8 protein-coding genes are annotated in these 12,740 nt (G+C 67.1%); 6 read left to right on the forward strand and 2 right to left on the reverse strand.

Annotation, left to right across the window (positions count from 1 at the left end):
- Window positions 1–22 precede the first annotated feature (22 nt).
- Together LK533_RS04505 and LK533_RS04510 are read left to right on the forward strand one after the other, a co-directional pair.
- Window positions 23–1,453 carry a glycoside hydrolase family 125 protein gene (locus LK533_RS04505; protein ID WP_229361558.1) on the forward strand — a complete coding sequence of 477 codons (1,431 nt, stop codon included), beginning with the start codon at window positions 23–25 and terminating at the stop codon, window positions 1,451–1,453.
- A gap of 17 nt (window positions 1,454–1,470) precedes the next feature.
- Window positions 1,471–3,795, forward strand: coding sequence for a GH92 family glycosyl hydrolase (locus LK533_RS04510; RefSeq protein WP_229361559.1), 2,325 nt, complete (start codon window positions 1,471–1,473; stop codon window positions 3,793–3,795).
- Between the two features lie 84 nt (window positions 3,796–3,879).
- On the opposite strand, the gene LK533_RS04515 is transcribed toward LK533_RS04510, so the two are convergent.
- Window positions 3,880–6,216, reverse strand: a complete 2,337-nt coding sequence (locus tag LK533_RS04515) for a GH92 family glycosyl hydrolase (protein WP_229361560.1) — start codon at window positions 6,214–6,216, stop codon at window positions 3,880–3,882.
- 344 nt (window positions 6,217–6,560) lie between these two features.
- On the opposite strand from LK533_RS04515, the gene LK533_RS04520 reads away from it, so the two are divergent.
- Window positions 6,561–8,975: a TonB-dependent receptor plug domain-containing protein gene (locus LK533_RS04520; RefSeq protein ID WP_229361561.1), complete on the forward strand. Its 2,415-nt coding sequence runs from the start codon at window positions 6,561–6,563 to the stop codon at window positions 8,973–8,975.
- 45 nt (window positions 8,976–9,020) lie between these two features.
- Here the strand turns inward: LK533_RS04520 and LK533_RS04525 are convergent, their stop codons facing one another.
- On the reverse strand, window positions 9,021–9,854 hold the full coding sequence (locus LK533_RS04525; RefSeq protein ID WP_229361562.1) for an endonuclease/exonuclease/phosphatase family protein: 834 nt from the start codon (window positions 9,852–9,854) through the stop codon (window positions 9,021–9,023).
- A 170-nt stretch (window positions 9,855–10,024) separates the two neighbouring features.
- Between LK533_RS04525 and LK533_RS04530 the strand changes: the two genes are divergently transcribed.
- Genes LK533_RS04530 through LK533_RS04540 form a run of 3 tightly spaced genes read left to right on the forward strand, consistent with a single transcriptional unit; the run spans window position 10,025 to window position 12,734 of the window.
- Window positions 10,025–10,483, forward strand: a complete 459-nt coding sequence (locus LK533_RS04530) for a MarR family winged helix-turn-helix transcriptional regulator (protein WP_229361563.1) — start codon at window positions 10,025–10,027, stop codon at window positions 10,481–10,483.
- Window positions 10,480–12,513 (forward strand): FUSC family protein, encoded by a 2,034-nt coding sequence (locus LK533_RS04535; RefSeq protein WP_229361564.1) that lies wholly within the window; start codon window positions 10,480–10,482, stop codon window positions 12,511–12,513. The genes LK533_RS04530 and LK533_RS04535 overlap by 4 nt, the downstream gene beginning before the upstream one ends.
- On the forward strand, window positions 12,510–12,734 hold the full coding sequence (locus tag LK533_RS04540) for a DUF1656 domain-containing protein (protein ID WP_229361565.1): 225 nt from the start codon (window positions 12,510–12,512) through the stop codon (window positions 12,732–12,734). The genes LK533_RS04535 and LK533_RS04540 overlap by 4 nt, the downstream gene beginning before the upstream one ends.
- Window positions 12,735–12,740 lie beyond the last annotated feature (6 nt).

Genomic DNA, 12,740 nt, shown 5'->3' on the forward strand with positions numbered 1-12,740 from the left:
AAGGATTGGATAGGATATGGCGATGACCTGGGGCCGACGCGACGTGATGATGGGCGCCGGAGCGATGGCGCTTGCCGCTGCCGTTCCGGCGGGCGCGCAAGGGACGGCGTTCGTGAGCAAGCGGCCGCCGCGCAGCCAGCGCAAGTTCGTCAGCACCGCCGTGGAGGCGGAGATCCGCCGGGTGAAGGCGAAGATCGCCGACCCGGAGCTCGCGTGGCTGTTTGAGAATTGCTACCCGAACACGCTCGACACGACGGTGCAGACCGGCGTGGTGGACGGCAAGCCCGACACCTTCGTAATCACCGGCGACATCGACGCGATGTGGCTGCGCGACAGCTCGGCCCAGTTGCAGACCTATGTGCACCTGGCGCCCAAGGACGCGGCCCTGCGGCGCGTGTTCCAGGGCGCGCTCCAGCGCCAGGCCCGCTGCATCCTGGTCGACCCCTATGCCAACGCGTTCATGAAGGACACGTCGGCCAAGTCGAACCTGGGCGCGCGGGACGACCTGACGGAGATGAAGCCGGGGGTCGCCGAGCGGAAGTGGGAGATCGACTCCCTGTGCTATCCGATGCGGCTGGCGCACGCCTATTGGATGGCGACCCGCGACAAGACGCCGTTCGACGATTATTGGGCGCGCGGGATGATGCAGGCGGTTGCGACGCTGAAAGAGCAGCAGCGGCTGGATGGGCCGGCGGCCTATCACTTCCAGCGCAACAACCCGTCGCCGACTGAGACGCTGATGTTCGGGGGCTTTGGCGCGCCGACCCGCAAGGTCGGGCTGATCCATTCCGGCTTCCGTCCGTCGGACGATGCCTGCGTGTTCCCGTTCCTGATCCCGTCAAACCTGTTCGCGGTATCGGCGCTCGACATGCTCGCAACCGTGCTGCGCGAGGCACGCGGCGACACCGCGGGGGCGGCGCAGGCGGAGACGCTGGCGGCGAGCGTCCGCGACGCGCTCGACAAGCATGGCAAGATGTCGGACGGGCAGGGCGGTGAGGTCTGGGCGTTCGAGGTGAACGGCTTTGGCGATGCGATTTTCATGGACGACGCCAACGTGCCGAGCCTGTCGGCGCTGCCGCTGCTCGGCGCGGCCGACCGCAACGATCCGCTCTACCGCCGCACGGCTGCGCTCGCGTGGAGCCCGCGAAACCCTTATTACTTCGAGGGGACGGCGGCCAAGGGCATCGGCGGGCCGCACATCGGTATGGACATGATCTGGCCGATGTCGATCATCACCCGCGCGTTCAACAGCGACAGCGACGACGAGATCCGCGAGTGCCTTCGCTGGCTGAAGACCACGCACGGCGGCACCGGCTTCATGCACGAGAGCTTCCACAAGGATGATCCTACGAAGTTCACGCGCAGCTGGTTCGCCTGGGTAAACGGCCTGTTCGGCGACCTGATCCTGGACCTGGAGCGCCGCAAGCCGGCGCTGCTCGCCGCTCGCTACTGAATGCCGGGGAAGATGCGATGATCGTCACCAATCGCCGCAACATGCTTGCCGGTACCGGGCTCGCCGCGCTGGGCGGCGCGGTGCCTGCCACCGGCTGGGCCCAGGCACCTGCCGCCGGAAAGGCGGATGTGTTCGTCGGCACCGGCGGCCACGGACACACCTTTCCCGGCGCGTCGCTACCGTTCGGCATGGCGCAGCTGAGCCCGGACACCGACAACACGCGCTGGGATGCGTGCTCGGGCTATCACCGCACCGACCGCTCGATCATGGGGTTCAGCCACACGCATCTTTCGGGAACCGGTATCGGCGACATGCTGGACGTGCTGGTGGTGCCAACGCGCGGTCCGCTCAAGCTCAAGCCCGGCAAGCTCGGCGACGCGGACCTAGGCTATCGCCAGCGCTTCTCGGACGAATATGCCGAGCCCGGCTATTATCGGGTGCGGCTTGAGTCCGGGGTGTTGAGCGAGCTCACCGTGACCGAGCGGTGCGGCATCAGCCGTCACCGGTTCCCCACTGGACCAGGGCATGTGCTGATCGACTTCGCGCACATGATCCTGGACGTCTGGGACAAGGGCGTGCTGCTTGAGAACGCCTCGCTCAGCTGGGGCGCGGACCATGTGTTGACCGGCAGCCGCCAGGTGAACCGCTGGGCCAAGGGTCGGCGCATCCACTTCGCGATGCAGCTGTCGCGCAAGCCCGACCGGATCGAGTTCTTCGGTGACGACGACAAGCCGGCGGCCAAGGGGGCAAGCGGCGTGTCGGGCGGCAAGGTGAAGGTCGCCTTTTTCTTCGACGACGCCGGCGGCGATCCGATCGTGATCAAGACCGGTCTGTCCGCGGTGTCGCAGGACGGCGCTCGGGCAGCCTTGGCGGGCGAGGTCCCGGCCTGGGATTTCGATGGCACTGCGGCCAAAGCGCGCCGGACATGGGCGGCCGAGCTGCAGCGGGTGCGCGTGAAGGGTGGGACCGAGGCGCAGCGCACTATCCTGGCAAGCGCCCTCTACCACGCATTTCTTGCCCCCACGCTCTTCACCGACCGCGACGGCCACTACATGGGGCTCGACCGGCAGGTGCATCAGGCGCCGGCGGACTCGCCTGCCTTCAGCACCTATTCGCTGTGGGATACCTATCGCGCGCTGCATCCGCTGCTGACGCTGGTGCAGCCGGAGCGGGCGACGATGTTCACTCGCGACCTGATCCGACAGACGGCGCAGAGCCCCTATGGCCCACCGACCTGGCCGCTCCAGGCGATCGAGACCGGCTGCATGATCGGCTGGCATTCGGTGTCGGTGATGGCCGAGGCGAAGGTGAAGGGGATCGAGGCGGACTATGCCGCCGCCTGGCCGAACATCCGCCGCCGCGCGTTCGACCCGACGTTCAAGGACAGCGATGCTTCGCTTGGCCGCGAGGACTATTACAAGCTCGGCTACATCCCGGCCGACAAGGTCTGGGAGTCGGTCAGCCGCACCCAGGAATATGCCTATGACGACTGGGCGATGGCGGTGCTCGCCGAAGCGGCGGGCGCGACCGACGATGCCCGGACCCTGCGCGCGCGCAGCCGCAACTATCGCAACGTGCTGGACGCTTCGATCGGGTTCGCCCGGCCGAAGTTCTCGGACGGCAAATGGTGGGCGCCCTATGACCCGGTCCACATCGGCCACATGCCCAAGCCCTGGTGGCGGGATTATACCGAGGCGAACGGCTGGCAGGCGACCTTCCTCAACCAGCACGACGTTTATGGCCTGATCGAGCATTTCGGTGGCGAGGCCGCGTTCGAGCAGAAGCTCGACAGCTTCTTCAACGCGCCCTCCACGCTGCCCGACAATGCGCCGCCGGACATTTCCGGGTTGGTCGGGCAGTATGCGCACGGCAACGAGCCGACCCACCATGCGGCGTATCTCTATGCCTTTGCAGGCGCGCCGTGGAAGACTCAGGCGATGGTGCGCCGCCTGCTGACCGAGATGTACAAGGACGACCCGGACGGCGTGATCGGCAACGACGACTGTGGCCAGATGAGCGCGTGGTTCGTCTTCAGTGCGCTCGGCTTCTATCCCGTAGACCCGGTGAGCGCCCTTTATGTGTTCGGCTCCCCGCTGTTCGACGAGGCGGAGGTGGCGGTCGGCAACGGCCGGACCCTGCGCGTGCTGGCGCGCGGCAACGGCCCGGACAGCCCCTACATCCAGTCGGTGCGCTGGAACGGTAAGCGCTGGACCCGGAACTGGATCGCGCACGCCGAGCTGCAGAAGGGCGGCACGCTGGAGTTCGAGATGGGGCCGAAGCCCTCTCGTTTCGGCACCGCCAAGGCCGACCGGCCGCCGTCGTTCGGACGCACCCTCGCCTGACGAAAAAGACCCCGGAAGATGGTCCTCCATCTTCCGGGGGAATGTTCCCGCTGGGCAGGGGAGTAGGGCCAGCGGAACCGTGGATCAGGAGGCGGAAGTCATCGACGGCGGCGCGTCCGCTGGCGCGCTGCCCCATGTGGGGTTCGGCTTCGCACCCATCGTCAGCACCAGCCTGGCACCATCCTTTACATCGGCGTGGCGGAACCACGGCTTTGTCCAGGGGCGACCGTTCAGCGTCGCCGACTGGATGTAGAGGTTCGTGGCCGAGTTGTTGCGGGCGACGATCTCCAGCGCCTTGCCGTTGCCCATCGCCAGCTTCACCGTGTCGAACACCGGGCTGGAGAGGATGTAGACGTCGCTGGACGGGTCGACCGGGTAGAAGCCCATCGCGGTCATCGCGTACCAGGAGGATGTCGCACCCTGGTCGTCCATCCCCGGATAGCCATAGCCGGACGCATCGCTGCCATAGAGCGTGTCGAGGATCTGGCGGGTGAGCGCCTGCGTCTTCCACGGCTGCCCGGACCAGGCATAGAGGAACGGCGCCTGCTGGTCCGGCTGGTTGCCGTGGACGTACTGGCCGATCATGCCGGTGCAGTCGCGGCAGATACCTTTGGGCGTGTAGGGGGTCGCAAAGAAGCGGTCGAGCTTGGCGTTGAACGCGTCCCGCCCGCCCAGCAAGCCGGCGAGGCCCTGCACGTCATGGGGCACGAGCCACAGCGTCGACCAGCCCGACGCCTCCTTCATCATGAAGTTGTAATAGGGCTCCTGCGGGTCAAATGGCGCGATCCATTTGCCGTCGGCAGTGCGCCCGCGCATGAAACCGATCGAGGGATCGAAGACGTTGCGATAATTGGCCGCACGCTTGCGGAACAGCTGTGCGTCCTCGCGGCGCCCAAGCATCTGCGCCATCTCAGCCAGGGCATGGTCGTCCCAGGCGTATTCCAAGGTCTTGGCGACGCCCGCCTTGCCGTCTGCATAGGGCGGACTGGGGTTGCCCGCGGGCACCTCGTCCGAGATCCAGCCGTTCTGCTGATACTCCGCCAGGTAGCCGCGGGGCCCCTTCGGATCGAGCGCGTTCTTGCGGAGATATTCGTACGCCGCCGCATAGTCGAACGGAATGCCGCGTCGGGCGGCACCCAGGTACAGGAACACCGCATTGTCGCCGTGGAAGGACGTGTTCATGAAGCCGCGCTCGCGCGCCATGTCGAGCTCGGACTGCATGATGTCCTGCACCGTCCTGGGCTCGAGCAGTTCCAGCAGCACGATCTGGTTGCGGCCCGTGTCCCAGAAGGGCACCGGGCCATAGCGGTCGTACCCCGCTGTCTGCACCTTGCCGTTGCTATCGGCAAAGCTCTCTCCCTTGCGGGCGACCAGGCGCGGGCTCGCGAAGGACTGGAACAGGGTCGAATAGAACAGCATCCGCTGCTTGGGCGTGCCGCCGGTCACGTGGACGCGGTCGAGCAGCTGCGCCCATGCCTCCCGCGCCTGGTTGCGGGTGCCGTCGAAGTCCCAGCCGGCACTTTCTGCGCGAAGGCGACGCTCGGCGGCAGCATAGCTCGCGCCATGGGCCATGCGCACCAGCACGGGCTCGTTCGCCTTGGTCGTGAAGTCCAGGTAGGTGCCGGCATAGCTGCCGGTGGTGCGGCGGGTGTCCGGCATCACCTCCTTGTCGCCGATGCCATAGCCGCGGTTGTTTCCGGCCGACTTCCGGAACGTGCCAAAGGTCGTGAACGGCCGCGAGAATTCCGCGACGAAATATTGGCTGTCGCCCTTTTCAGCGCGCCTGGCGGCGATGCCGCGAACGGTGCGGTCGCCGACGATCTCCACCTCGCCCCCGCGTAAAGGCAGGTTGAGGAGGATGTGGGCGCGGTCCGTGGTCGGGAAGGTGAACCGCATCAGGCTGGTCCAGCGGGTAGCGGTCAGCTCCGCCCGGACCTTGAAGCTGTCGAGATAAGCCGAATAATAGCCGGGTGCGGCGACCTCCTTGGCCTTGTCGTACCAGCTTTGCGTGTAGACCGGCGGCACGGTCCAATCGCCGACGATCGGCATCAGGATCGGCTGCGCACCGCCGCCATAGGTCGCACCGCCGCCCCCGGTGAAGCCGATCATGGTGGGCGCGGGATAGTAATAGGGTGTCGCCACGCCGGTCGGGTACGTCTGCTCGATGTTGACGTTGACCGGCGCCGCCTCGACCGCGCCGTGGGGGAGGCGCGCACCCGGGGAGGTGATGCCGGAATAAAGCGGTTCGCCCGCCGGCGGCGCGTTGCCGATCAGTTCCTTGCGGTCGAGCGGCGCGGTGCCGACAAGGGGATTGGCCTCGTCCACGGGACGGGTGGCGCTGGTCTGCGCGAGAGCCAAACCGGAGTATCCTGCCAGCAATGCGGCCGATGCCAGCAGGACGCGGCAAGTCTGGATGTGCATGAAACCTCCCCTGGTTCGCGTTCCATCTTTGCAGGGCAGCGGCCGTTTTCGGCTCGTCTATCCAGCGATGCGGGAAGGTCAGTTAAACAAAGTAATTTGTCAATTGATTAGGCAGCGACTTGGTTCGGGGAGGCTGTGCGGCAAGACGGGCAGGGCGGTGCCAAGTCAAAGAAAAGCTTGCGCGGCCGCAAGGAGGTTTCTGCTCCCTCGTTGCCTGGATGCGCGTAGCTGGAGTGAACGCCGTCGGCCGCGCCGCCGAGTCGGCGCGTGGCGTGCGTCCCGCTGGGACGTGGCCGCGACACTCCGCCGCCTGTGCTCGGGCGGCGACCATCAACGGGGTTTCCATGGATCGTCTTCGCCTTGCCGGCCTGCTTACCGTCTCCTTCCTGGCGCTGACCGCCGCGCCTGCAATGGCGCAGGAGACCAGTGTCCCGTCGCAGGAGGCGGAGAATGCGCCCACGGCAGGTGCCGCGACGCCTGCAGACGAAGGCAATGAGATCATCGTCACCGGCACTCGCGCCGAAGGGCGGACCCGCCTCGACAGCGTCTCGCCGGTGGACGTGCTGAGCGCGGCAAGCCTGCAGCGGCAGGGAACGACCGAGCTTGGTGCAGCCTTGGCGGCGGTGGCGCCTTCAATCGACTTCCCGCGCCCGGCGGCGAACGACGGCACCGACGCAATCCGCCCGGCGACGCTGCGCGGCTTGTCACCAGACCAGACGCTGGTGCTCATCAACGGCGTGCGCGGGCACACCTCGGCGCTGCTCAACACCAACGGCACGGTGGGCCGCGGCTCGGCCGCCGTTGACCTCAACACCATCCCCGTAACTGCGCTCGACCGCATCGAGGTGCTGCGCGACGGCGCGTCGGCACAATATGGCTCGGACGCGATTGCGGGCGTCGTCAACCTGCGCCTGCGCGAAGCGCGCGAGGGCGGCGGCGCGTCGGTGACCTACGGCTTCTACAACACCCAGATCGACACCGCGCGCGGCAGCCGCCACACCAATGGCGAGCCGACGGTGACGGCTTCGGCATGGCAGGGCATCGGCTTCGGCAGCGACGGCTTCCTGACCGTCTCGGGCGAGTACACCAAGCGTGAGCCGACCAACCGCGCCGATTTCGACCCGCGCGTGACGCCGACCCGCGTCACCGGCCGCTATGGCGATCCCGAGGTCGATCAGTATTCAATCTTTGCCAACGCCGGCACGTCGATTGGCGAGAACTTCCAGCTTTACGGCTGGGCCGGCTATCAGAACCGCGAGTCCGAGAGCGCGGCCTTTCCCCGGCTTGCGAGCACGGCAACGACGCTGGCCGGCTACCCCGACGGATTCCTGCCGCTCATCAACAGCCGCTCCAAGGACATCAACTCGGCGGTCGGCGTGAAGGGGGATGTCGCCGGCTGGAACGTCGACCTGAACGTCAGCTATGGGCGCAACAAGATCGAGTTCCGCACGCTCAACTCGGCGAACTATGCGTTCGGCGCCGACACGCCGACTGACTTCTACGACGGCGCACTGGTCTATGATCAGTGGGTCGCCGGCCTGGACGTCGCGCGGAGCTTCGACGTGTTCCAGTCGCTCAACGTCGCGTTCGGCATCGAGGGCCGGCGCGAGGGGTACAAGATCGAGGCGGGCGAGCTTGCCTCCTATGGCTACCCGACGACCGGCGCGGTCGCGGGTGCAGCCCCGGGTGCGCAGGGCTTCGGCGGCTTCTCGCCGCTCAACGAGATCGAGCGCAGCCGTCGCAACGGCAGCCTCTATGTCGATGTCGAGGCGCAGGTAACCGACAAGCTTCTGCTTGGCATTGCGGGTCGGGCGGAGAAATATTCGGACTTCGGCTCGACGGTGAACGGCAAGCTGTCGGCGCGCTATGATCTGGCCGATTGGCTGGCGGTGCGTGGCACCGCCTCGACAGGCTTCCGCGCGCCGTCGCTGCAGCAGCAGTATTTCACCCAGATCGCGCAGGTGGTGCAGAACGGTTCGCCGGTGCAGACGGGTACCTATCCTTCCGTCGACCCGGTCGCCCAGGCGCTGGGCGGGCTGCCGCTCGATGCCGAGAAGTCGACCAACCTGTCGGCGGGCTTCGTGGTGCGCGCCGGCGGCTTCGACCTGACCGTCGACGCCTATCGCATCCACATCCGCGATCAGCTGGGCCTGTCGGAAAATCTGAGCGGCGGCGCCGTTGCCGAACTGCTGCCGACCGGCGTGCAGGCGGCGCGCTTCTTTATCAACGGACTGGCATCAACGACCAAGGGCATCGATGCGGTCGCGCATTACCGTCTGCGCACGGCTGCGGCAGGCAGCTTTGACTTCACGGTCGCCGGCAACATCAACGACGTGAAGGTCACGCGCGTGCCGACCACCACATCCACGCTGGACCCGGCGCCGACGCTGTTTGCGCGCACCCGCATCCTGTCGCTGGAGGAGGGCACTCCGCGGGAGAAGGTGACCGGCACGATCGACTGGTCGCTCGACCAGCTCGGCGCGCTGGCACGCGTCACCTACTATGGCGACGTCACTCAGCCCGGCACGACCGAAGCGGCCGACGTGCACACCGGCAAGCGCGCGATCACCGACCTGGAGCTGCGGTATCAGGCCAGCAAGGGCGCGCAGTTCGGCCTGGGCGTGAACAACCTGTTCGACGTCTACCCCGACCAGATCATCCCGGCGAACAACACCAGCGGCGTGCTGGGCTTCCCCTATTACTCGCCGTTCGGCTTCAACGGCCGCTACATCTACGCGCGGGCCGGCTTTAACTGGTAAGGCGGTGCCGGGTCGGGCGCGAAGGCGGCCGACCCGGCAACTCTGCTATTGGAAGGTCAGCGTCGCGCCGACCGGGAAATGGTCGGATGCATAGGTGATGCCCTCGTGGTGCGTGTCGACCACCGCATCCTTCACGGTGAAGCCGCGCACGAAAAGATAGTCGATCCGCTTCGTCGGCTGGCCGGTGAAGTCGTGGAAGGTGGCGTCGGGTCCCTGCTTGCGCGGCGCGGCGGTCCAGACGTCGGTCATGGCCCGGGAAAGCGCGGCATAGACCCCGCTGTCAGGCTCGGAATTGAGATCCCCGGCGAGCACCACCGGCAGGTCCTTGGCGATCTCAGGCAGGCGAGCCAGGATCAGCGCGATCCCCCGTTCGCGTGCCTGCGCATCCTTGTCGCGGTGCGGCAGGTGGGTGTCGACGAACAGGAACCGGTGCGGCGTGCGCCCGATCGTCTCGAACACCCCCCAGTTCGCCATCCGCGGCAGGTCGGTGCCCCAGCTCATGCTGCCCGGCTGTTCCGGTGCGTCCGACAGCCAGAAGTCGCCCTGCTCGACCAGCCGCAGCCGATCGGTGCGGTAGAAGATGCCCATATGCTCGTCCGCCTCGCCACCGCGGCGATCGCGGCCGAACCAGCGATATTCCGGCAGGGCGCGCACCAGATCATCGCCCTGGCGCTTGAACAGTTCCTGGGATCCGATGATGTCCGGCTTGGTGTCGCGGATCGTGGCAACCATCACGGGCTGACGCGCTTCCCAGCTCTTGAAGCCCTTGTCGACCGGAAGGCGGACGTTGAACGTCATCACCTTCACCGATGCGGTTGGCGCGCAACCGGCGACCGTTCCCAGCAAAAGCAAGCCCAGCGCTCGACCCAGAACCCGCATCCCCACTCTCCTTTGGTGACGCCGCGTTCGACCGTATCCGGCGCTGCCAGTCAACCGGAATGGACGCGGGGAGGGGGACAGTGGCGGCCGTCCCACCGCTGCCTTCAACTGCAACAAAATGTTGCCGGAGGGACTTCCATTTAGTTAGCTACCTAACTATCTGACGCCGCATGCCGGATCAACAACTCCAGCGCGGGTTCACGCACCGCCTCATGCCGCTCGCGCGCGCGTATCGCCGCTACATCGACAAGGGGCTTTCTTCCCTGGAGCTGTCGCATACCACGGCGCTGGCGGTGATGCTGATCGGCCGAATGGGCGACGGCCTGCGGCAAGGGGCGCTTGCGGAGGAACTGGGTGTCGAAGGCGCCTCGCTGGTGCCGCTGATCCAGCAGTTGCTGCATGCCGGGCTGATCGACCGCCGCCCGGATCCGGAGGACGGCCGCGCCAAGACGCTGCACCTGACCGAAGCAGGGCGGTCGCTTGCGGCGGAGGTGGAAGCGCGCTCGGCGGCCCTGCGCGGCCATGTCTTCGCCGGCATTCCCGACGAGGACGTTCAGGTCGCGCTGCGCGTCATGGACCGGGTTGCAGCGACGTTGCAGGAAGGCGTCGAGCGGACCTGCGCAGCATGACCATCGGCTTCCGGCACATGATCTTCTCCGCCAATGCGTTCGCAGGGGCGCTGCTGGCGCTGTACCTGTCGTTCGCGATCGGGCTGGAGCGCCCGTTCTGGGCGATGGTGACCGTGTATATCGCGAGCCAGCCGCTGTCGGGCGCCTCGGTGTCGAAGGGCGTGTTCCGCCTGATCGGGACCGTGGTGGGCGCAGGGGCGGCGACGTTGCTGGTCCCCGCGTTCGTGAACGCGCCGGTGCTGTTGACGCTGGTGCTGGCGCTCTGGGTCGGCGTCTGTCTGTTCGTCTCGCTGCTGGACCGTACGCCGCGATCCTATCTGTTCATGCTTGCCGGCTATACGGCGGCCTTCGTCGGCTTTCCGGCCGCCACCCATCCCGAAACCGTTTTTGCGACGGCGGTGCTTCGCTCGCAGGAAATCGGCCTGGGCGTGCTGTGCGCGTTGGTGTTCCATTCCATCGTGCTGCCGGTGAGCGTGGCAGACGCGGTGCGTGCGCGCGTGGGTGGGGTGCTGCGGGATGCCGAGCGCTGGACGGCGCACGCGCTGGGGGGGCGGGTCGCTCCCGAAGTGGACGCCGAGCGCCGACGCCTCGCCAACGACACCACCGATCTGCACCTGCTCGGCACCCATCTTCCCTATGACACCGCGCGCGTGCGCCCGGAGCGCAGCACGCTGGCGGCGCTTCAGGACCGGCTCGTCCTGCTGCTGCCGATGGTGTCGGCGATAGAGGATCGCATCGCGACGCTTCGGGCCGAAGACGCGATGCCACAGCCGCTCGACGCACTGATCGCCGACGTCCGTCGCTGGAGCGAGGATCCTGCGTCCGCCGAACCGGATTCGCTGCGCGAGCGATGCGAGCAACTGGCCGAGGACGCAGCACGCGAACAGAGCTGGCACGCGCTCCTGCGAACCAATCTAGCGGGTCGCCTGGGCGAGCTCGTCGTGCTGCTCGCGACCATCCGCCAACTTGCGCGCGTCATCCAGCATCCGGACGAAAAGCTGCCGGAGAGCCTCAGGCCGGTGATCCGTGCCGCGCAACCCAGGCGCTTCCACCTCGACTATGGTCTTGCGCTGCGGTCGGCGTTCGCGACCGTTCTCGCGATCCTCGGCTGTGCTGCGTTCTGGATCTTCAGCGGGTGGCCCGATGGCGCGACTGCGACGATGATCGCTGCCGTCATGTGCTGCTTCTTCGCTGCCATGGACGATCCGACCGTCGCCCAACGCGGATTCCTGTTCGGGACCGCGGCAGGGGTGCCGATCGTCGGCCTCTATCTGTTCGCGATTCTGCCAATGATCAGCGGATTTCCGATGCTCGCCCTGGTGCTCGCACCCTTGTTCCTGCCGCTGGGCGCGGCCTTGGCCTTTCCACCGCTGCTGGGCGCGGTGATGCCGCTGCTGATCGGCATCGCGGGCGGGCTTGCGCTGAACAACAACTATGGCCCGTCCGATTTCGCCACCTTCGTGAACAGCAACTTCGCGCTTTGCGCAGGCGTGCTGGCGGCGATCTTTGCCACGCGCCTGGTCCGGGTTCTCGACCCGGCTGCCGCCGTGCTGCGCGTCCTGCGGGCGGGCTGGCGCGACCTTGCCGATGCGGCAGAGGGGCGGGCGATCCGCAGCCCGGCGGATTGGACCAGCCGGATGCTCGACCGGGTCGGGCTGATCCTCCCGCGGCTGCCGCGTGCGGCGGCAGACCTCCGCCTTGCCGGCACCGACGCACTGCGCGATCTGCGTGTCGGCCTGGGCGTGCTCCAGGTCCGCGATGCAGCGCGAGGTACCGCATCGGGCGCTGGGCGCACGGCGCTCGAAGTCCTGGTGGCGACGCTCGGCCGACACTTCCGCCGGCTCGGCAATGGTGGGAGCGAACCGCCGCCGCTGCTGCTGCTCGACCAGATCGATGCAGCATTGAGCCGGGTGCTGGACGAGCCCGCGGACCTTCAGAGCCGCGCCCCGACCCTGCATGCGCTGGTGGGACTCCGCCGCAACCTTTTCCCTGACGCAAACGCCTGGCAACCGGAGGCAACCGCCGCATGAACGGCCAGATCGACATCAACGGCATCTATGTCCATCCGCTGCTGATTGCGGCGATCCTCGCCTATGCGGCGTCGCTGCCGCTCGAATGGGCGCTCGCTCGCGTCGGCTTCTATCGCATCGTGTTCCACCGCGGCCTCTTCGACTTCGCGCTGGTGGTCGTCCTTTGGGGACTGATCGCCATGGGGCTCTCCCGCGGTACGCCCTTCGCGCTTTCCTTCTGAGATCGT

Source organism: Sphingomonas sp. PL-96, from assembly GCF_020707215.1.
Taxonomy (GTDB): domain Bacteria; phylum Pseudomonadota; class Alphaproteobacteria; order Sphingomonadales; family Sphingomonadaceae; genus Sphingomonas.